Below are 20,779 nucleotides of genomic sequence, written 5' to 3'. Positions count from 1 at the left end.
TTCACAACGCGAGGGCCGCAGATTTTGCGGCTCTCTCCAGGATGCAAAGCATCCCAACAAAAAGAGGCTTCCAAGCCCCTCACACTACAATTGATTTTCGGGAACAACGATGATGCAGAGCACAGTTTCAGCTACGGACAACAGCAAGTCGGTCAATGCTATTTTATCAGTGCGTAATTTAAGCATTGGGCTGCCCAAGGGAATGGACAGGCAATTCGCTGTTCGCGATATTTCCTTCGAGCTCCGGGCTGGTGAAATCCTGTGCATCATCGGCGAATCCGGTTCTGGAAAATCAGTCACCGCAAATACGATCATGGGGCTGCTACCATCCACCATGCAAATATCAGGAGGCGAAATCGACTTCAGGGGGTCGGACCTCCTCAAAATGCCTGAGCGTCAGCGCAGGCTTTTGCGTGGAAGATCTGTATCGATCATATTTCAAGATCCTTTGTCGTCCCTCAACCCATTGATGACTATTCGCGACCAGATCGAGGAGGTTCTTGTCGCCCATGATTATGGTGACGCTGCGAAACGCAAGGCCAAAATTGTGGAACTTCTGACCGAAGTTGGACTGCCTGACCCGGAAGTCATTCAACACCAATATCCGTTCCGACTGTCAGGTGGACAGCGTCAGCGTGTCATGATCGCTATGGCTTTGGCGCTCGACCCCGATGTCCTGATCGCTGACGAACCCACGACAGCACTCGATGTTACGACGCAAGCGCAGATTTTGGACCTCATACGCAAGATTCAAAAACGTAAAGGCATGAGTGTCATGTTTATCACGCACGACTTCGGCGTGGTTTCTGAAATCGCCGACAGCGTGATCGTGATGGAAAAGGGCAATCTGGTTGAACAAGGTTCTGCCGCAGACGTGCTCGTGAACCCGAAGCACCCTTACACCCAGCGCCTCATCGCAGCCGTTCCTCATATGCGCGAGGACGATAGAACAGTCGCCGGACAATCAGATATTATACTTGAAGCATCCAAACTGACGAAGACCTATCACGTTGGTTCAGGCATGTTTGGCCGAAAGCGTGTCGTACCGGCACTTCAAGAAGTAAGTTTCACTTTAAAGCGGGGACAAACTCTGGGTGTCGTTGGCGAAAGCGGCTCAGGAAAAAGCTCTCTCGGACGGGTTCTCATGAAACTGACGGACCTCGATTCTGGAAACATTTTCTTCGAGGAGAAAGATATTGCTCCACTATCGGAAGCCGAGTTTCGTCCGCTTCGCCCCCGCATCCAAATGGTATTTCAAGACCCCTTCGCTTCCCTCAATCCGCGTCATACAATCGGTATGTCCCTGATGGTGGGTCCTAGCGCCCATGGGCAAGAACCCAAAGGGGTTCGCAAGCGTGCACTGGAAACACTCGAACTGGTCGGTCTTGATCGCGGCGCCATGGAAAGATTTCCGCACGAGTTCTCAGGCGGGCAGAGACAACGCGTCGGCATTGCACGCGCCCTTATGCTCGACCCCGAAATTCTGATTGCCGACGAAGCGGTTTCTGCCCTCGACGTCTCGATACAGGCCCAGATACTTGAATTATTGCAAAAAGTGCAGAAGGACCGTGACCTTGCGATTATCTTCATCACGCACGACTTGCGGGTTGCCAGCCAAATTTGCGATGATGTTTTAGTCATGCATCGCGGTACAGTCGTGGAATCTGGTCCGCCGAGCCGAATTTTCGGCAATCCGGCCAATACCTACACTCGCAGTCTGGTTGCTGCGATTCCAGGACTTCACTAAGTCAGATGCTAGCCTACCCTCTCCTGTCAAAACCGGCATTGTTAGCGATGGCGTTAACTCGTGCTGCCATGGTCGGAAGATTTTGCAGAAGGAAGCCGCGGTCAAAGTTTTCGGACACACCCTATCCGTCAATCGATGAAGCTATTTTCGGTTCGCGGGGCTTGACCTTTACCTTCTTTAGACATGGTCTCTCTTCGAGCGGTTGACCGTTAGCGTTTTGGTTAATGATTTACAAATATAACACTGATTTTATTTATTTTTTGCCTCGAACTATGTTCATCCCCCATTCAGTTCGCCCCCGATATGTTGCGGACAACAAAGGAGAGCATTCATGTTCAAAAAAGCAGTCTTAGCCGCAATCGCAATGACCTTCGTTACTGCTCCAATGGCGCAGGCCCGTGATTACCACCACAGCAACCCTGCCCCGCATCGCTACGAGCCGCAGCGCCCACATCATGGCAAGGATTTCTACCGCCATGATCGCCGCGACCACGGACGCCACCAGTGGTCGAAGGGTCAGCGTTACAGCGATTGGCGTCGCCATCAGGAAATCCGCGACTACAAGCGCTATGGCCTCCGCCGCCCACGTCCGGGGCAGCATTGGGTCAAGGTCGATAATCAGTACCTTCTCATTGCCGGCGCCACCGGATTGATCGCAGGCATTCTTGCTGCTCAATAGGACAAGCACTTGAGAGGCGGGCGTTTGCCCGCCTTTTCTCTTTATGTTGCCCCCCACCCAGATGGTTATAATTCGCCGCTAACAGTATGCGCTCTGTTGTATTACCACGGGGCTCGCGAGCACCTAAGCCAAGCCGCGGCGCTCTGCTTCATCAAGAAGAGCCGACGTGCCGTTGACCTGCGAAAGACGTTCATCAAACGGCGCGCGCCGCGGATAGGCCTGATCTCGTGCGTTGATCTGCAAACCACCAAGCAGAAGATCGACCATCTGATTTGCTTACCGCTTCCAGTTTTTACTGGGCCTGACGTGTGCCAGGCCAGAAAGCGCGCGAAGCAAATCGTGCGGCTTGATGTCGTCACGAAACACGCCGGTCTCCACCCCACGCAAGATCAATCGATTGATTCGTGGCAACCAAGGGCGAACCGGGATTTTCCAGGACATTGTGTCTCGGAAGGGGATCGCATATTTAATGTCAGACCCAATTTAATCGAACGATGCCGCAGGAACTTTAGGGAGTTTTGAGGAATAAAGCTCGCGCCGTCGCGCAACAGGTTTGTCCTAGCTACGGCAACACAGTTGCTAGGCTGTTGCTAGGCAAAAAATGCAAACAACCGCACAATCTATTCGGTCAAAATTTACAAGCAATTTCAAGGAGATAAGTGGTGGGCGATGAGAGACTCGAACTCCCGACATCTTCGGTGTAAACGAAGCGCTCTACCAACTGAGCTAATCGCCCGACTGTTTCGCCAAGTGTCTGGCCAGTCGCTGTGAGAGCCGTTTAGGCAATTCGCGCGACAAGCGCAAGTGCAAAAATCAGCCTTCGACGTCTTTCTTGTGTTTTTCTATAGTCCCTTCCATGCTTCCCTCGATAGAGAAGCCAAGGTGAAGCTCGGCCACCCGAAAGGCGCTACAATATCGGCAAAGCGTACAAGTTTGACGCCGACATTTGCCGGAGAAGCAAGTTGTGGGAGCGGCGAACATTCAGCCGCCGCCTTGGATATTATCCAGCCAGTCGTTCGGGCGAGCGCAGAATGGATGCACCGCCGGCTGCCTGCACGGCAAGGCTTCCATATTCGATCCCGGCAGCAAGTGCTCGGTGAGAATCCTGCCCTTCGAGCCACGCATCGATGAAGCCGGCATTAAAAGCATCGCCTGCCCCGGTCGTATCGATAACTGGCACGTCCTTTGCCGCCATATGAAGGTCCGCATCGGCGGTACGCAGCCACGCCCCTTCTCCACCGCCCTTGAGAGCCACGATTGGAAAGTGCTTCGCAAGCGCATTGAGCGCCTTTGCCGGATCGTCGTGGCCAGTGATGGCCTGCGCTTCCTCGCGGTTGGGAAGGAATATATCGACGCCCTCACAGGCCGCGAGCAAACCCGGATCGTAGATCAGCGTTTCATCCCAGCTTGGGTCGAGCGAGACTGAAAGGCCTGCCGCCTTTGCCTGCTGTACGAGCTCGGGGATTTCGTGCAGCGTTGCGAATTCAGCAATGTGCAGATGCCCCGCATCCTTCCATTGCAACGCGGCTTCGAGCGTCGAAGGCAGCGCCGAACCGGCACGGCGCGAGAGGAATGCGCGGTCGTTGCCGATCACGCTTGCCACCGTCACCTGCGGTCCGGCATCGTCGGCACGTTCCAGAAAGCGCAGATCGACACCGTCGATCTTCAGGTCCGGTTCAAGCCCGCGTGACAGGCCGTCAAAGCCGAGACGTGCGACCAGCGCCACCGCCCTGCCCGCATGGGCAAGATGGGCAGCCGAAATGAAGGCCCCTCCACCTGCCGCCATCTTCATGTTTTCGGCAAAAACCTCTCGTCCGGGCTGCGGCAGTGATTGCAGCCCGGTGAAGATAAGGTCGCAGTAAATCCGCCCGATACTGAGGACAGCCGGAGACTTGAAATGCCGTTTGAATTGTTGCGGCATCATAGGCGGCCCAGACTTTTCTCGGTCTTGGCATCGAAGAGATACAGGCTTCCGGCAGGCGCGGACACGGAAAGCGTGCCGCCTGTTGCGGGAATGATCTTCCCCGGAGCAGTTGCAATCACCGAGACGCCGTTAACGTCCAAATGAACCAGCGTTTCGGCGCCGAGAGGCTCAACGGCCGTCACAGTGCCCGTGAGCGAAAGGGCATCGGGTGTGCCTTCCTCAACTTTCAGATCATGCGGGCGGACGCCGACCAGAATGTCGCCATCAGGTGCAAGTTCCACGCCTGATCCATTGCGGCGACCCGCAATCAGGTTCATCGACGGGCTGCCGATGAAGCGCGCCGTAAAAACATCGGTCGGATTTTCATAAAGCTCGGTCGGCGTTCCGGTCTGGAGAATGCGACCGTCACGCATGACAACGATACGGTCGGCCATGGTCATGGCTTCAACCTGGTCATGTGTCACGTAAACGGTCGTCGTCTTGAGACGCTGATGCAAGCGTTTGATTTCGATGCGCATCTGCGCGCGAAGCTGAGCGTCGAGGTTTGACAGCGGCTCATCGAAAAGAAAAGCAGACGGATTGCGCACCATGGCGCGACCGATAGCGACGCGCTGGCGCTGACCACCGGACAATGCTGCCGGTCGACGGTCGAGATAGGGTTCCAGCCCAAGCGCCTTGCCGGTTTCCTCGATGCGCTTGTCCTTCTCGGCCTTGGACAGTTTCGACGTGTAAAGCCCAAAACCGATGTTCTGACGCACGGTCATATGCGGATAAATCGCATAATTCTGGAACACCATGGCGATGTTGCGTTGCTTTGGATCGCGTTCATTAACGACCTCGCCACCGATCTTCAGGTGGCCGCCGGAAATATCCTCAAGCCCTGCGATCATGCGCAAAGTCGTGGACTTGCCACAGCCGGAGGGGCCGACAAAAACGACGAACTCGCCGTCCTTGATCTGGAGATCGATTGCCCGGACCGCCTCGACCTTGCCATAACGCTTGACCAGCTTTTCAAGTTCGATGGTTGCCATCAGCGTGCCTCCACAAGTGCACTGAATTTTTCATTGAGTTCGCGGGCAGCCTTTGCTTCAGCGGCTGCATGGTCAAAAGCGACTGCCTTGAAGCGATCAGCTTCCGCCTTATGCCGCGCAAGTGCTGCATTCATCGCTGTCGGTGCCGGACCGCCGAGACGATCACGCACAGCCACGAAATGTTGCGGGGAGACCAGTTCCTCAAACTTTTCGCGCCCGAAGGATGGCTCGCGCCCGGCGGACTCGCGGAAAGCGTCAAGGAAGGGTTCAAACCCATCCTTCTCCAGACCTCCGCCCATGGCCACGACAGCGCGCGCAACCCTGGCTGCGATTTCATGCGCCTGCCGGAACGAAAGACCTTCAATGCGCACCAGTGAATCCGCCAGTTCGGTAATCGTGATGCAGGAGCGACGGATATTTTCTGCCACACGGGCCGGATCGATACGGATCGCGCCGATGAATGCGGCCAGAAGATCAAGCACGCGACCAGCGGAGGCGAATGCCTCGTAGCCCATCTGCTGCGTCTCGCCCTCACTGTCATTCATGTCGGTGAACGGCGTATTGTGCATGACGTCCAGAACGGTGCGGGCACGGCCCATGGTCTGGCTCGCCAGATGGCGCATATGTTCGATCGGAACCGGATTGCGCTTCTGCGGCATGATTGATGAAATCTGCACGAAGGCATTCGGCACGTAAATCTGGCCGACCTCGAAACTGGTCCAGAACTGGAAGTCCTGGATGAGGCGTCCCAGATGCACGAACATCAGCTCCAACGCCGAATAGGTCGAGGTGATGTAATCCACCGCTGCAATGCAGCTGTAAGAATTCGGCAAGGGGGCAGCAAAGCCCAACAGGCTCGCCACTCGTGCGCGATCGATCGGGAAGCCTGAGGTGGTGATGGCCGCCGCCCCCATGGGTGACAGGTTGACGATGGCGCGCGCGGCTTCCATCCGTTCCATATCCCGGATGAGAACCTCGACTGCCGCCGAAAGATAGTGACCGAAGGTCGATGGCTGCGCAGGCTGACCATGCGTATAGGCGACGATCAGTGTCTCCTTTTCACGCTCGGCAGCAGCAATCATCGCATCAAGCACATTGCGCGCCTGCGTCATCAGCGTATCGATACGATCCTTCAGACCAAGCTTGAACAGCGTGTGGTCAATATCATTGCGTGAGCGCGCCGTGTGAAGACGACCGGCGGTGTCGGCACCAATGCGCGCCTTCAGCTCCTTCTCGATGAGGAAGAAAAAGTCTTCCACCTCACCCGTATAAGTGAGCTTCGAAGGATCGATTTCCTTGTCGATAGCTTCCAGCGCACCCGCAATGGCCGCTGCCTGCGCACGGTCGAGAATGCCGGTTTCGGTCAGCATAACGAGATGGGCGCGGTCGATGCGGCGGAAGCCGTCGACATGATGGGTCTTGGCGCCGTCAAAAAGCGGGCGAAGCACGGTTTCCTTGTAAACCGGATCGGGGAAGACGCTTTTATCGGACAGCCGTGGATCGAGATCGGACATGGTTCAACCCTTGAGGCCAGCAAGCATGACACCGCGCACGATGTAACGCTGGAGAAGAAGAAAGACGACGAGCGTGGGAAGCGTGGCGATTGCCGCGCCGGTCATGATCATTTCCCACTGGATGGATTGCTCGACGGCGAAGCTCGAAAGCCCGACCGGCAGCGTGTAAAGCTCCGGGCTGGTCGCAACGATCAGCGGCCAGAAGAATGCGGTCCAGTTGCCGAGGAAGGTGAAGATGGCGAGCGCCGAGAGTGCTGGCGTCACCAGCGGCATGGCAACTTTCCACCAGATCTGGAATTCGTTGAGGCCGTCGACGCGGGCAGCTTCCAGAAAGTCGTTGGGAACGCCTTCGAAGAATTGCTTCATGAGGAACGTGCCGAAGGCCGTCATCATGCCGGGAAACATGATGCCCCAATAGCTGTCCAGCCAGCCGAGCTTGCTCGACATCAGATACCATGGGATCACCAGCATTTCGGTGGGGATCATCAGCGTGGACAGGATGGCGAGGAAGATGAAATAGCGACCGCGGAACTGGAATTTCGCCAGCGTATAGCCGACGAGACTGTCGAAGAAGACGTTCGACAGCGTGACCACGACCGCAACGATCATGGAATTCAGGAACCAGCGCAGGAAGCGCCCATCGGCAAGGATAGTGACATAGTTCTGCAATGTCGGCTCTGCCGGGATCAGGCGCAGGTCGTAGACCTGACCTGCCGTCTTGAGCGAGGTGGAGAACATGAAGGCCAGTGGTGTGACCATGATGAGGCCGCCGATGAGCAGCAGCGTCCATGTCAGGATGCGGCCGGGCCGCAGATTCTGGAATGGTAGCGGTTTGTTTTGAGCGGACGCTGTCATTTCTTTTCCCTCAGGATCCAGAGCTGCAACAGCGAGACGCAAAGCAGGATGGTGAACAGAACGACGGTTTGCGCGGCCGCATAACCCATCGCATAGGAGGAGAAGGCCGTCTGATAGATCATCAGCACCAGCGGCTTGGTGGAGCCGAGCGGTCCGCCGGGATCGTTCGTGGTCATGTTGTAGACCTGATCGAAGATGCGCAGGAAACCGATGGACGAGAAGACGACGAGGAACACCGTGGTGGGCTTCAGAAGCGGGATCGTGATCTTGCGCAGGATCGCCCATTCGCCGAGGCCATCAATGCGTGCGGCTTCATAGAAGGTGTTGGGAACAGCGCGCAGGCCAGCCATGAAGATAATGATCTGGAAGCCAAGACCCGCCCAGATGGACGTCGCCATGATGGCATAGAGACCCTGATCGACCGAGCGCAGGAACCCCTGCTGCGGGAGCCCCACTGCACTCAGAATATTGTTGATGAAGCCGATGGGTGCGGGCTGATAGAACCAGCGCCAGACCCATGCCATGGCCGCTGCCGTGGTGAGATAAGGCAGGAAATAGAGTGCACGGATAAAGCCGTGCATGATGCGCACGCGATCCAGAAAATAGGCGATTGTAAACGCCACCACGAGGCTTATCGGCGTGCCGACCAGCAGATAGGTGAAAGTGTTCTTGAACACTTTCCAGAATTCCGGATCAGCGAAGAGCTTCTGGTAATTGGCGAAGCCGATGAACTTCGGTGGGTTCATCAGGTCCCAGTCGGTGAGAGAGAGCCAGAAAGCCTCTATCGTAGGGTAAAAGCGGATGACCGAATAGAACAGTATCGGGAGAGCCAGAAAGCTCCACACCCAGATCAACCGTCTTGTGCGCATGGAAAGACGGTCCGTCAGGCGGTTGCCCGAAGGCCCCTTCCCCGAGCCGCCTGTTTCAGCCGTCCCGGCTTCTACAGTGATTGTCATGTTTTAGTATCCTTCGGCTACAGATTAGAGCGCGGTTCGATCTGAATGAAGCAGATCGGCGCTCTAACTGTTTATTTTGGCGCGCATCTTATCCGAAAACCGTTTCACACTTTTCGGGATGCGCTCTAGCCGTGCCGTCAACAGGCAAGAGAAGATGAAGCAGCGGGAGCCGCTTCATCTTTCGCGTTTGCCTTACTTGGCTGCGTCGAGCACATCCTGCTCGGCCTTGGCTGCCTGATCGAGGGATTCCTTGACCGGCTGCTTTTCGAGAATAACGCGATTGGCCATATCGACAGCGATCTGGCGCTGCTTCAGCTCGTCCACGAACATGGTCGTGTGTGCATATTCCAGACCCTTCAGGAACGGGCCGTAGATCGGATCGGCAAGGTTCGTTTCCGTCAAGGCTGCCGAACGGCGCGCAGGCAGTTCGCCAACATCCTTCAACCAGATTTCCATGGCTTCCGGCGAGGAGATGTAGTTCAGGAACTTCTTGGCAGCTTCAAGTTTCTCGCCGCTTGCCTTGGTGCTAATGCCGTTGGCGAAGTAGCTCGCATAGTTGGAACGCACGCCTTCGGCATTGGCCGGAAGCTCGGTCACGCCCCATTCGAAGTCCTTGATGGTGCGGAACGAACCGAGACGGAAGGTGCCGTCGATGGTCATGGCCGCCATGCCAGCGCGGAAAGCAGCCTGCCCTTCATCCATGAACTTGACTTCGCCGACCTTATGTTCGGTCTGGAGGCCAGTATAGAAGGCAAGCGCCTTTTCACCGGCGGCGTCGTTGTAAGCAACCTTGCGGTCATTGTCGGTATAAGGCTGGCCGCCGAACTGGCGCACCAGAACCTCACGCCACCAATGCTGGTCCTGTCCCGGCATATCGAGTGTGATGCCTTCGGCCAGAAGATTGCCGGAAGCGTCGCGCTTCGTCGTCTTCTTGGCAGCTTCGACCATTTCATCCAGCGTCTTGGGCGGATTGTTCGGGTCGAGGCCAGCGTCGGTGAAGAGCTTCTTGTTGTAGAACAGGGCCAGCGAGCGCACAGCAGTCGGCAGACCGTAATACTCATCGCCGCGCTTCATCGCCGAAACAATCGGGAAGAATTCGCTCTCAATCTTGTCATGCGGGAACGTGTCCTGCGGCAGCGGCTGCAGAATGCCGCCAGCCACGAACTTGTCCAGCCAGCCGTAGAAAAGCTGCATCACGTCCGGGCTCTTGCCCGCCATCTTCGCTGCGATTACGCGCGTCTGATAGTCGTCGTACGGGAACGTGACCTGCTTGACCTTGATGTCCGGATTGGCCTTCTCGAAATTCTCGATCAGCTTGTCCATCGCCTTGACGCGTGTCTCGAAGACATACTGCCAATATTCGATTTCGACAGCCTGAGCGGCATTGATCGCAAAGGTGCTGAGCCCCGCAACCAAACCTGCCAATAACAGCTTACGCATTTAAACCTCCCTAATGCCCCGCCCACCGGTTCGAATGCGGTCGCCAGGCACGGCCGCGGCAGTGCTTCGCACAATCCGCATATTCCACCACATGCCGCGCAGATGATGCGCAGCGCCCATTTTTCCTCATGCAGGAACCCACTTCCCCGACATGAGCCAAGGCGGTTCTTCACCACCCTGCCTTTACGGTTCAATGTTGCGAGCGTTTTGTCAATAAGATAATTTAGTTGAATTAATATATTGCTGTTAAAAGCGGCTCGCGTTATCTCTTTTGACGGGAGACAGGAGGGACCATGACATCGAAATCAGATGGGCAATCCGAAGACGGGCGGGCCAATACGCCTGCCGCCGTACAAGGCGGGTCGCTTGCGGTCACTCTCGGCAAGAATCCCGAGCGAATTCGTGACCATAACCGACGTGTAGTGCTTGATGTCGTGCGCCGCCACGGTCCTCTCGGCCGAATGCATATCGCCCGCCTTACGCATCTGACCGCACAGGCCATCGCCAATATCGTCGATGAGCTGGTTTCAGAGAATCTGCTCATGCAGCTGGGGCGACTGAAAACGGGGCGCGGCCAGCCGCCGATCCAGTTTGCCGTCAATCCCGAAGGCGCGATGACCATCGGTGTCGAAATGGGTTCGACGCATATGGTGACGACGGTGCTTGATCTTTCCGGCAAGCCGCGCACGCAGCATGTGCGCCCCATTCAGGATGTCAGCCCCGACAGGCTCTCCACACAATTGCGAAAAGAAGTCGATGCGGTGAAGACTTCGTTTCCCGCGCGCCTGCTCGGCATAGGCGTCGTGATGCCGGGTCCGTTCGACATTGAAGGCATGAGTTCTGTCGGCCCGACCACGCTGCCCGGCTGGTCCGGGATCGATGCAGCGGCGGTTCTGAGCGAAGCCTGCGGCGAATCCGTTCTGGTCGAAAACGACGCGAATGCCGCCGCCGTCGGCGAACGCCTGTTCGGCGCCGGACACGCGATTTCCAATTTCGCCATGATCTATTTCGGTGCCGGTATCGGGCTTGGCATGATTCAGGACGGCGCACCGTTTCGCGGCGCTTTCGGCAATGCCGGTGAAATCGGTCATATCGTCATCACGCCTAATGGGCGCAGCTGCGCCTGCGGCCAGAAGGGCTGCCTCGAAACCTATGCCTCCCTTCATACCTTGCGGGAAAAGCTTCACGCAGCAGGGATTGAGGACACCGATTTCGACGCGCTGGAAAAGCTGCATGGAAACCGCAACCCAGTTCTGATGGGCTGGGTACAGGAAGCTGCCGATCATCTGGCTCCAATGATTGCCATGATCGAAAACATTCTCGATCCCGAGACGATCATTCTGGGTGGCATGTTGCCCGATGCGATCATCGACGACCTGATCTGGCATATGGGTGGTCTGCCGATTTCGGTTGCCAGCCGCCGCGCCCGTGCGTTGCCACGAGTCATTCGAGGGCAGACGGGACAGTTCACCGCCGCCCTGGGCGCTGCATCACTGCCGATGTTCGAGGCCATGACGCCGAAGCTTGATACCAATTCGGAAATCTGACCATGCTCACCGCCCTTCAGCGCATCGAGCGCCAGAAGTCGTCTCCTGCCCTCGTCCGTCTGCATCGCGCTCTAAGCAGGCTGCGCTCGACCGTCACGCTGATGCATACGGGTGCGCACCCTGACGATGAGCAGAGCGGCCTGATGGCCTATTTGCGGTTCGGACTTGGTATACGGGTGGTGATCGCCTGTTCGACACGCGGCGAAGGCGGGCAAAATGCGCTTGGCCCGGAACGTGGTGGTGCGCTCGGCATGATCCGCAGCCGCGAGATGGAAGAAGCAGCGCGCATTCTCGATTGCGACGTGCATTGGCTCGGCCATGGTCCAGACGATTCCGTCCACGACTTCGGTTTCTCCAAGGATGGTGACGGTACCTTTGCCCACTGGGGTGAGAAGAAAACCGTCGAGCGGCTCGTACGCGCCTATCGCACCGAGCGTCCGGATATCGTGCTGCCGACCTTTCTCGATGTTCCCGGCCAGCATGGCCACCACCGCGCGATGACACGGGCTGCGGAAACGGCCATACGGCTCGCCGCCGATCCCGATGCCTTTCCCGAACATTTTGCCGAGGGATTGATGCCGTGGCAGGTGGCAAAATTCTATCTCCCTGCCTGGTCGGGCGGCGGCGACACTTATGATGACGAGCTTCCTCCACCCGACACCACATTGACCGTTCACGCGGCGGGTCGCGACGCTGCAACCGGTGCCGATTACGACCGTATCGGTGAATGGTCGCGTGCCTGTCACGCCACGCAGGGCATGGGGCGCTGGCCGGAAACGCCCAAGAGCAAATGGCCGCTGCATCTGAAACTGCCGGAAAGCTGCGCTGAAACAACAATTCTTGAAGGTATTCCGGAATCTCTCGCAACACTGGCTGAGGTCGATGGACTGACATTTGAAACCCGGAAGCAGCTTCTTGACGCTCATTTGTCTGTCGAGCGGACTATTGCGGCTTTTCCTGAGCGCGAAACCATTGGCAAAAATCTTCTCGGTGCTGCAAAAAGCCTGAAAACTGTACTGACCGGCGCACCGCAAGGTTTCCTCGTGCAGCACGGGCACAGGCTGGAACGCAAGCAGTGGGAAATCGACGCCGCCTTGATCGAAGCAGCGTCTTTGTTCGAGCGGGCTTATCTGGAAGAAGCCATATTGCCTACAGGTGGAGAAACCCGCCTTGTTGTCGAATACGGCCCCGGAGCGATGGCCGTCGCAATAACAGCCGACCCCATATTGCCAGAAAGCTGTTCGACCGCTTGCGAGTACGTGACGCCCGAGAGGGAAATTCTGGCTGTGTCACTGGCAAAGGAGGCAGCACTTTCCCCGCTTTTTGAACCGGCTTGGCGGTCACTTGGCGGCAACGGACAGGCCTATATCCGATTAAAGGCGCAGTTTGACGATCACCTGGCTGCGTGCAGCTTCGATCTCGAAGAGCCGCTTGCCATTGTTCCATCTGCCTCGTTAAGGATTGATCCGCCAGCAGTCATCATATCGGGCAAGCAGTATCCCTCGCCGATCCGGCTTGTGGTCGATGGCGAGACCGGCCAAGTCACATTCACAGCGCAAAACGGTTGGAGCGTCGGCGTAATCGGGCAGGATGCTGTTCTACACGGGCCTTTCGATCCAGAGCCCGGCTTGACTGCGCTACAGGCCACGATCAACGGACGTCTTGCATGGCAGACGCAGGTAGCCAGCTACCCGCATATCGGTAAAACCGTCTGGCGTGAGCCTGCCGTGCTGCCTGTATTGGCACTCGACGTGAAATTGCCTGATGCGCGTATCGGCTATATCGGCGCTGGGGCAGACAATGTTGGTCTTTGGCTGAAACGCATGGGATTTGATGTCACCGATGTCGAAGCACGCCATCTTTCCGGTGATCTTTCGCAATTCACCACCATCGTGGTCGGTATATTCGCCTTCGACCTGCACGCTGATCTCGCCGCAGCAACGGACAATCTGCATCGATTCGTCGAGAATGGCGGACATCTGGTGACGCTCTATCATCGTCCATCCGATGGTTGGCATCCGGATCGGACACCACCGCGAAAATTAGCCATCGGTTCCCCGTCATTGCGCTGGCGCGTTACGAATCCCCATGCCGCAGTTACAGTTCTCGATCCAGAGCATCCCTTGCTCGTCGGCCCCAATATTATCAGCGAACGTGATTGGAATGGATGGCACAAGGAACGTGGGCTTTATTTCGCTTCCGCATGGGATGACGACTATCAGCCGCTGCTTTCCATGCATGATGAGGGAGAACAGCCGCTCTTCGGCGCGCTTGTTTCAGCCAGTATCGGTAAAGGCCGCCATACGCATACGAGCCTCGTCCTGCATCATCAGCTCGACAAGCTTGTGCCCGGTGCATTCCGGCTCATCGCCAATCTGGTACAACCTGTGAGATAATTTCGTGCATATCGCTATATTGAAATATTTATGACATTTATGTCGCTCTGGACAGAAACTATTTTCGTTATATTTCATTTCACTAATTAATTTTTCTTGAGTTCCCTTCGCCGGAAAATTCGCTCTATCTCAGCGTGTATTTGACTCATGGAGATGAATTATCATGCGCAATCTGGTACGTGTTTCTTTGACCGGTCTTTTCCTCGGTGCAAATCTTACGATGGCTTTTGCACAGGCAACGCCTGAACAGATGGAGATGGCCTATAACGCAGCTCGCAACCAGCTTGGCGTACTCCAGTACTGCCAGGAAAAGGGTTATACCGATGGCGGCGCCATCGAAATCCAGACAAAAATGATTGCGCTGATCCCCGCCCCATCCGACACCACCAAGGCCGACGCTGCCGAAGCAACCGGTAAGCAGGGTAAGGTCTCTGCGATGGGCATGGAACAGGATATTGCCACCAGCGCAAAAGCACAGAATGTCTCCGAGGAGAAGCTCTGCCAGACCATGGCTGATGCCGTTAAGCAGGCTGGCGCCCAGCTGCCGCAGTAAGGCAGATCGCAGCTTCCAAGAAAAAGAGAGCCTCGCGTAAGCGGGGCTTTTCCTTGCCTGAAGATTTATATTCGATATCGCTTAAATACAACGTACGACGCTATTGCAGTTTTCGTTTTTAATTCAGCACTTTATTAATCATATGCGATACTCACCTTCCGTTTACCATGCAACTTAAGAGGGTGCACATATTTGCCGGGTAGTTTGCTCTCAGGTCACAGAGACCACTAAACAAGCAAGAATGATCTCAGGAGCAACACATGACCAAGCTTATTGCACGCTTTCGTAAAAGCGAATCCGGCGCTACCGCCATCGAATACGGCCTCATCGCGGCTTTGATTGCTGTCGTCATCATCGGCGCAACGACGTCTCTCGGCACCACTATCCGCACCCAGTTCACTGCCATTGCGACCGCTATTGGTGGTGCTGGCGGCAGCTAATAGGCTCTGCAAACGCGACAATAATGCCACCGCCCTTCGGGGCGGTTTTGCTTTTTGCGGAGACGTTCTGCCTTCTCAACAGCAACTTTTGAAATCCCCACGCGTTTACTAAGTATGTGTGGAACATATTTCACGGCCTTATGCGGAGGTTTGATCACAGCTAACCAAGCTAACGCTCTGCAATCTTTATTGATTATGGGCTTCAGATAGAAACGCGCATAATCCCTCTAAATAGTGGTTCGCCGCGTGGTTATTGCGTATTCCAGCGCTAGCCCCGGCTTTTCGGGAGTAGCGAACATGTCATTGAAATCCATTTTACTGGCGCTCGGCATCGGCGCTGCCAGTCTGACGCTCAGCGGTTGTGTCTCCGAGGGTTATTACGGCTCAGGTTATAATGATCCGTACTATGTTCGCGGTGGATATGTCGGCACGGGAGTCGTTTACAATAGTGGCGGCTATTATCGGAACTACCCACGTTATCCACGCTACTATAGAGATTCACGCTACTATCGTGACCGTGATTATTATCGTTATCGCGACCGGGACCGTCCACGTCGTCCTGACACCAACAGACCGGATCGTCCGCGTCCACCGCGGCCGGACCGTCCGCCATCAGGCAACGATGGTGCAGGTCGTCCGAATCCGGGCAATCTGCCAGTTATCCAGCCGATCAGGCGTGGTCCGCATAACTGAAACAAAAACACCCGCCGAAATCCGGCGGGTGTTTTGCATAGAAGGAACCAATGTCAGAGCTTGATGACATATTCCTTGCGGGTGGTCTCGATGACTTCCCAGCTTCCCTTGAAACCCGGTCGGATGACAAAACTGTCGCCTGCAACGACTTCGCGGCTTTCGCCGCCCTCTTCGCTGATGACCGACCGGCCGGACAGGATGTGACAGAACTCCCATTCATCATATTCGATGCGCCATTTTCCGGGCGTACTCTCCCATATGCCTGCAAAGAGTGTGCCCTCGGCATTCTCCTCCAAATTCCACGTGCGGAATTTCGGGGCACCGGAAATAATGCGCTCCGGTAGCGGCGCGCCTTCCTCCGGTTCGATGCCGGTCAGGTCGAAATCGAGAAACCGGCTCATGGATCAGACCTTTGCCAGCGCCTGCTCAATATCGGCAATGATATCGTCCGTATCCTCGATACCGATAGACAGGCGCACCACGTCCGGGCCAGCGCCAGCCGCCACCTTCTGCTCATCACTCAGCTGACGGTGGGTGGTGGATGCCGGGTGGATGACCAGCGAGCGCGTGTCGCCAATATTGGCCAGCAGCGAGAACAGGTCGAGGCTGTCTACGAACTTTACGCCCGCGTCGTAACCGCCCTTGAGACCGAAGGTAAACACCGAACCGGCACCCTTCGGCGCATATTTCTGCTGGAGCGCATGAAATTTATCATGCGGCAGCCCGGCATAGTTCACCCAAGACACTTTCTCGTGGCCATGCAGCCAGGATGCGACCTTCAGAGCATTGTCGCTGTGACGCTGCATGCGCAGCGGCAGGGTTTCCGCACCAGTGAGGATCTGGAACGCATTGAACGGCGAAATGGCCGGGCCGAAATCGCGCAGACCCAGCACTCGGGCCGCGATTGCAAAGGAAATATTGCCAAAGGTCTTGTGCAGTTCCAGACCCGCATAATCCGGGCGCGGTTCAGTCAGAAGCGGATAGTTGCCGGACTTCGCCCAGTCGAATGTACCGCCATCGACCAGAATACCACCCATGGAATTGCCGTGACCACCGATAAACTTGGTCAGCGAGTGAACGACGATATCCGCACCATGTTCGATCGGGCGCACCAGATAAGGCGATGCAAGCGTATTGTCCACGATCAGTGGCAGGCCGTTTCTGTGCGCAATTTCGGCGATAGCCTCGATGTCCACCACGATGCCGCCCGGATTGGCGAAGCTTTCGATAAAGATGGCACGTGTCTTGCTGTCGATCTGCTTTGCAAAATCGGTCGGGTTGGTGGCATCGGCCCAGCGGACCTGCCAGCCGAAGGACTTGAACGACTGACCGAACTGATTGATCGATCCGCCGTAAAGCTGGCGCGCGGCGACGAAATTGTCGCCCGGCTGAAGCAACGTATGGAAAACAAGCAACTGCGCTGCGTGACCGGATGCAGTCGCTACAGCCGCCGTACCGCCTTCGAGTGCGGCAATGCGCTCTTCCAGAACTGCGGTCGTCGGATTTGTGATGCGCGTATAGATATTGCCGAACGCCTGCAGGCCGAACAATGAAGCTGCGTGGTCCGCATCTTCAAACACGAACGAGGTCGTCTGATAGATCGGCGTTGCACGGGCACCTGTCGTCGGATCGGGCTTTGCCCCTGCGTGAACGGCAAGTGTTTCAATTCCGGGAGAGCGTTTCGACATCATATCCTCCTATGTCCCAAACCCCAAACAGGTCTGGAACCTAGGCTCTACAGCGAGGAAAGCAAAGGAGGATTTTCCGCCAAATACTGGATTCGCAGAAATTAAATCCGAAAGCTCTCATCAACCGATCAGGCGGGGATATTCGATTGCCGGACAGCGATCCATGATGACGGTCACACCGGCTTCTCTGGCCCGGTTTCCAGCTTCTTCATGCACCACGCCGAGCTGCGTCCAAAAGATCTTCGGGCGGTGCTTCATTGCAAGGACTTCGTCCACGATACCCGGCAGCGAATAAGGCTCACGGAAGACATCCACCATATCGACCGGCTCTTCGATATCAGCCAGACGCGCCACGACACGCTCGCCATGAATGTGTTTTCCCACCTGCCCCGGATTGACCGGAATCACGCGGTATCCCTTGGAAAGCAGGAATTCCATCACGCCATTGCTCGGGCGCTCCGGCTTCGGTGATGCGCCAAGAAGCGCAATCGTTTTGACGGAACGGAGGATCTCGCGGATCTGATCGTCGGAAGGGTTTTGCATTTTATCCTCTTCGGTCGCTGGAGCCAGCGCTTGCATGAAGGGTGGCGCTTCCTCTATTGATAAATAGATTTGGGAGGAACGCATGAATATCAATACCGCGCAGGAGCGGAATGCCGCCATGGTGGCAAGCCGGTCGTTGAGCCCTGTCATGAACATTGAAGAGCTGCGGGCATTCATGAAGCGCGAGTTTCCGCAACTTGGCAACGCTTTCGAGATCACGGCAATTGGTGACGGTTCCGCAACCATGCAGCTTAATGCCGATGAACAACATCTACGCCCCGGCGGTACTGTTTCCGGCCCTTCGCTTTTTGCACTCGCCGATGTGACGGCCTATGCTGCCATACTGGCCCATATTGGCCCGGTGGCACTGGCCGTGACAACGAACCTGAACATCAACTTTCTGCGTAAACCCTCTCCCGGCACGGTCGAGGCCGTCGCACACCTCCTGAAACTCGGCAAACGCCTTGCTGTACTCGATATCAGCCTGACCGATGGTACAAGCGGCGAGCTGGTGGCGCATGCAACGGCAACTTACTCGATCCCGCCGCGATAAAGCATCCAAAAAAGATAAGGTATTATAATACCAAACATTTAACACATTGATTTTACTGTATTTTTAAAACAAAGCTCTGAATATAGGACTTGACGCCCACTCGGACATTGTGTATCGACCCGCCAGTGAGTTGAGCAGAAGTTATCTTTTGCCCGCTCGTTCGGGTTGGACACGATCCAACACAAGCAACAAAAAAAGCCCTGATTTTCAAGATCGGGGATTAAGTCAAGGAAGACTTCAATGGCAACTTTCTCTCAGAAGCCGGCTGAAGTGGTGAAGAAGTGGGTGCTGATCGACGCCGAAGGCCTCGTGCTCGGCCGTCTCGCCACCATCGTCGCCAATCGCCTGCGCGGCAAGCACAAAGCAACCTTCACCCCGCACGTTGACGATGGCGACAATGTCGTAATCATCAATGCCGACAAGGTTGTTCTGACCGGCAAGAAGTACACCGACAAGGTCTATTACTGGCACACCGGTCATCCGGGCGGCATCAAGGAGCGCACTGCTCGCCAGATTCTCGAAGGCCGTTTCCCGGAACGCGTCGTCGAAAAGGCCATTGAGCGTATGATCCCGCGCGGTCCGCTCGGCCGTCGCCAGATGAAGAACCTGCGCGTCTATGCAGGCCCGAACCATCAGCAGGAAGCTCAGCAGCCGGAAGTCCTCGACGTCGCCGCGCTGAACCGCAAGAACAAAGGGAATGCATAATCATGGCTGAGCAGCTCAACTCGCTCGAAGAACTCGGCACTGTTGCCAAGACCGAAGCTGCCGCTCCGGTTCACGTCCAGAAGCTGGACGCACAGGGCCGCGCTTATGCCACCGGCAAGCGTAAGGACGCCGTTGCACGCGTATGGGTCAAGCCGGGCACCGGCAAGATCACCGTCAACGACAAGGAATTCGAAAAGTATTTCGCACGTCCGGTCCTGCAGATGATCCTGCAGCAGCCGATCGTTGCTTCGAATCGCGCTGGTCAGTTCGACATCGTTGCCACCGTTGCCGGTGGCGGTCTCTCCGGTCAGGCCGGTGCTGTTCGTCACGGCATCTCCAAGGCCCTCACCTACTACGAACCGGGCCTGCGCACGGTTCTCAAGAAGGGTGGCTTCCTGACTCGCGATAGCCGCGTTGTTGAACGTAAGAAGTACGGTAAGGCCAAGGCTCGCCGTTCGTTCCAGTTCTCCAAGCGCTAACGCGCTTAGGGCCAGTTCTCCAAGCGCTAGTATCTATCGCTTCAGAGCTTACGGAAAAGCGGACCTTCGGGTCCGCTTTTTTGTTTCATTCAATGCCGGATTTCAGCCGCCCCAACTGCGGATGGACTTGCGGTTGATCTCGAGCTGTTTTTCAGGCGATTGTTTGTAATAATCGGATGCCATCCCGGAAACCCAGTCGCCATAGCTCGGATTGGGTAGCATGAAGAACTTCGTCCCGAAGGCTTCGCGATTGGCTTCTACGAATGTGCGTCGCTGCTGATTGTTCTTGTGATAGGTCGCAGCTCCAAAGTCGTTGAGATTGTCACCGACGTAAACGACAACATCAAAGCCATCTGCTTTGACGGCATCGAAACGGCTCTGCTTGTTGGACTGACCGTTATTCAACAAAAGTGTTTTCGCAGATACGCCGGGGAACCCCAGTTTTCTTATGTTTGCTGCCGTTGACTCAAATGACTTTGCATCGCGGTTCGTGACATAGAACATCGTGCCGCCATTCGCGTTGACATGTCTGGCAAACTCTACGGCACCGGCAATGGGACGTGCTTGCTTTGCTGCCATCCAGCGCCCCCAAGTCCTCTCGGTATATGGCGCGCTTTGCTTGACGCGCCATCCCGCATAGGCGGTATTATCGATCATGGTCTCATCGAGATCGACGATCACAGCCTTCCGCCTTCCCTTTGTCGGTTTTGCTGCATCGAAAGCCTGACGCGCACCGTTGAACGTCTGATAGGCCAGCGCATCATACTCGCCTGACTGCTGCATCCAGTTGATTGCGCTTACATTCTGCTGCTCCAGCTGAAATCTGGCCGTACGCTGATCCGTTGCACAACCCGCAAGGGAAGCAGAACAAGCAACAATGACCGAAATAGTAAGTAAAGTTCTTCGCATAATGTCCCTCTTTGAAAGAGGGCTATTAGCGCCGATGAATTCCCGCGCCTCAATCGCCGATATGTGCCCTCAACATTGTGGGCGGCAATGCGGCTTCATCACAGTTGCAAGCCGGTTCGATAGTCGT

General features: G+C 56.0%; 22 protein-coding genes and 1 tRNA gene. 10 read left to right on the top strand and 13 right to left on the bottom strand.

The features are described 5' to 3' along the window. The first annotated feature begins 109 nt into the window (after window positions 1-109). Both CES86_RS16865 and CES86_RS16860 read left to right on the top strand, forming a co-directional pair. Window positions 110-1,747, top strand: coding sequence for an ABC transporter ATP-binding protein (locus CES86_RS16865; RefSeq protein ID WP_235819932.1), 1,638 nt, complete (start codon window positions 110-112; stop codon window positions 1,745-1,747). Between the two features lie 331 nt (window positions 1,748-2,078). Next, window positions 2,079-2,426: an RcnB family protein gene (locus tag CES86_RS16860; protein ID WP_094514945.1), complete on the top strand. Its 348-nt coding sequence runs from the start codon at window positions 2,079-2,081 to the stop codon at window positions 2,424-2,426. Window positions 2,427-2,549: 123 nt separating this feature from the next. Here the strand turns inward: CES86_RS16860 and CES86_RS27550 are convergent, their stop codons facing one another. From CES86_RS27550 to CES86_RS16825, 9 genes are all read right to left on the bottom strand, one after another. Further along, window positions 2,550-2,693, bottom strand: a complete 144-nt coding sequence (locus CES86_RS27550) for a hypothetical protein (RefSeq protein WP_157808475.1) — start codon at window positions 2,691-2,693, stop codon at window positions 2,550-2,552. A 9-nt stretch (window positions 2,694-2,702) separates the two neighbouring features. Beyond that, entirely contained in the window at window positions 2,703-2,867 is a 165-nt protein-coding gene (locus CES86_RS28300) for a hypothetical protein (protein WP_162994692.1), read from the bottom strand. Between the two features lie 219 nt (window positions 2,868-3,086). Beyond that, window positions 3,087-3,162, bottom strand: a tRNA-Val gene (locus CES86_RS16855). Between the two features lie 264 nt (window positions 3,163-3,426). Next, a complete protein-coding gene (locus CES86_RS16850) occupies window positions 3,427-4,350 on the bottom strand; it encodes a carbohydrate kinase family protein (protein WP_029925052.1) in 924 nt (307 codons plus the stop codon). Further along, complete coding sequence (locus tag CES86_RS16845) at window positions 4,347-5,381, bottom strand: ABC transporter ATP-binding protein (protein WP_010661136.1); 1,035 nt, start codon at window positions 5,379-5,381, stop codon at window positions 4,347-4,349. The genes CES86_RS16850 and CES86_RS16845 overlap by 4 nt, the downstream gene beginning before the upstream one ends. Continuing rightward, on the bottom strand, window positions 5,381-6,895 hold the full coding sequence (gene argH / locus CES86_RS16840; protein ID WP_029925056.1) for an argininosuccinate lyase: 1,515 nt from the start codon (window positions 6,893-6,895) through the stop codon (window positions 5,381-5,383). The genes CES86_RS16845 and argH overlap by 1 nt, the downstream gene beginning before the upstream one ends. 3 nt (window positions 6,896-6,898) lie before the next feature. After that, a complete protein-coding gene (locus tag CES86_RS16835) occupies window positions 6,899-7,750 on the bottom strand; it encodes a carbohydrate ABC transporter permease (protein WP_010661134.1) in 852 nt (283 codons plus the stop codon). Continuing rightward, a complete protein-coding gene (locus CES86_RS16830; RefSeq protein ID WP_036564035.1) occupies window positions 7,747-8,619 on the bottom strand; it encodes a carbohydrate ABC transporter permease in 873 nt (290 codons plus the stop codon). The genes CES86_RS16835 and CES86_RS16830 overlap by 4 nt, the downstream gene beginning before the upstream one ends. Window positions 8,620-8,898: 279 nt before the next feature. Then, on the bottom strand, window positions 8,899-10,146 hold the full coding sequence (locus CES86_RS16825; protein WP_094514943.1) for an extracellular solute-binding protein: 1,248 nt from the start codon (window positions 10,144-10,146) through the stop codon (window positions 8,899-8,901). A gap of 293 nt (window positions 10,147-10,439) precedes the next feature. Here CES86_RS16825 and CES86_RS16820 point away from each other — a divergent pair, with 293 nt between their 5' ends. From CES86_RS16820 to CES86_RS16800, 5 genes are all read left to right on the top strand, one after another. Next, a complete protein-coding gene (locus CES86_RS16820; protein ID WP_029925059.1) occupies window positions 10,440-11,693 on the top strand; it encodes an ROK family protein in 1,254 nt (417 codons plus the stop codon). 2 nt (window positions 11,694-11,695) lie between these two features. After that, a complete protein-coding gene (locus CES86_RS16815) occupies window positions 11,696-14,089 on the top strand; it encodes a PIG-L family deacetylase (protein WP_094514942.1) in 2,394 nt (797 codons plus the stop codon). A 163-nt stretch (window positions 14,090-14,252) separates the two neighbouring features. Beyond that, window positions 14,253-14,642 carry a pore-forming ESAT-6 family protein gene (locus tag CES86_RS16810; RefSeq protein ID WP_010661129.1) on the top strand — a complete coding sequence of 130 codons (390 nt, stop codon included), beginning with the start codon at window positions 14,253-14,255 and terminating at the stop codon, window positions 14,640-14,642. Window positions 14,643-14,902: 260 nt separating this feature from the next. Then, window positions 14,903-15,082: a Flp family type IVb pilin gene (locus tag CES86_RS16805; RefSeq protein WP_029925062.1), complete on the top strand. Its 180-nt coding sequence runs from the start codon at window positions 14,903-14,905 to the stop codon at window positions 15,080-15,082. 297 nt (window positions 15,083-15,379) lie between these two features. After that, window positions 15,380-15,775 carry a hypothetical protein gene (locus CES86_RS16800; protein WP_012092315.1) on the top strand — a complete coding sequence of 132 codons (396 nt, stop codon included), beginning with the start codon at window positions 15,380-15,382 and terminating at the stop codon, window positions 15,773-15,775. Window positions 15,776-15,828: 53 nt separating this feature from the next. On the opposite strand, the gene CES86_RS16795 is transcribed toward CES86_RS16800, so the two are convergent. From CES86_RS16795 to CES86_RS16785, 3 genes are all read right to left on the bottom strand, one after another. Continuing rightward, the gene (locus CES86_RS16795; protein WP_029925064.1) at window positions 15,829-16,176 is read right to left on the bottom strand and encodes a cupin domain-containing protein; all 348 of its coding nucleotides are present in this window, start codon (window positions 16,174-16,176) and stop codon (window positions 15,829-15,831) included. 3 nt (window positions 16,177-16,179) lie between these two features. Further along, window positions 16,180-17,463 carry an O-acetylhomoserine aminocarboxypropyltransferase gene (locus CES86_RS16790; protein WP_094514941.1) on the bottom strand — a complete coding sequence of 428 codons (1,284 nt, stop codon included), beginning with the start codon at window positions 17,461-17,463 and terminating at the stop codon, window positions 16,180-16,182. Window positions 17,464-17,583: 120 nt separating this feature from the next. After that, window positions 17,584-18,042 (bottom strand): CoA-binding protein, encoded by a 459-nt coding sequence (locus CES86_RS16785; RefSeq protein WP_094514940.1) that lies wholly within the window; start codon window positions 18,040-18,042, stop codon window positions 17,584-17,586. Window positions 18,043-18,088: 46 nt separating this feature from the next. On the opposite strand from CES86_RS16785, the gene CES86_RS16780 reads away from it, so the two are divergent. From CES86_RS16780 to rpsI, 3 genes are all read left to right on the top strand, one after another. After that, window positions 18,089-18,559, top strand: coding sequence for a PaaI family thioesterase (locus tag CES86_RS16780; protein ID WP_012092319.1), 471 nt, complete (start codon window positions 18,089-18,091; stop codon window positions 18,557-18,559). 240 nt (window positions 18,560-18,799) lie between these two features. Next, window positions 18,800-19,264, top strand: a complete 465-nt coding sequence (rplM, locus tag CES86_RS16775; protein WP_010661122.1) for a 50S ribosomal protein L13 — start codon at window positions 18,800-18,802, stop codon at window positions 19,262-19,264. Window positions 19,265-19,266: 2 nt separating this feature from the next. Continuing rightward, window positions 19,267-19,743, top strand: coding sequence for a 30S ribosomal protein S9 (rpsI, locus tag CES86_RS16770; RefSeq protein ID WP_006466519.1), 477 nt, complete (start codon window positions 19,267-19,269; stop codon window positions 19,741-19,743). 102 nt (window positions 19,744-19,845) lie between these two features. Here the strand turns inward: rpsI and CES86_RS16765 are convergent, their stop codons facing one another. Continuing rightward, window positions 19,846-20,652, bottom strand: coding sequence for a 5'-nucleotidase, lipoprotein e(P4) family (locus CES86_RS16765; RefSeq protein ID WP_094514938.1), 807 nt, complete (start codon window positions 20,650-20,652; stop codon window positions 19,846-19,848). Window positions 20,653-20,779 lie beyond the last annotated feature (127 nt).

Source organism: Brucella lupini, from assembly GCF_002252535.1.
Taxonomy (GTDB): Bacteria; Pseudomonadota; Alphaproteobacteria; order Rhizobiales; family Rhizobiaceae; genus Brucella; species Brucella anthropi.
The sequence above is the reverse complement of the archived record's forward strand: the minus strand, read 5'-3'. Positions and strand labels throughout refer to the sequence as shown.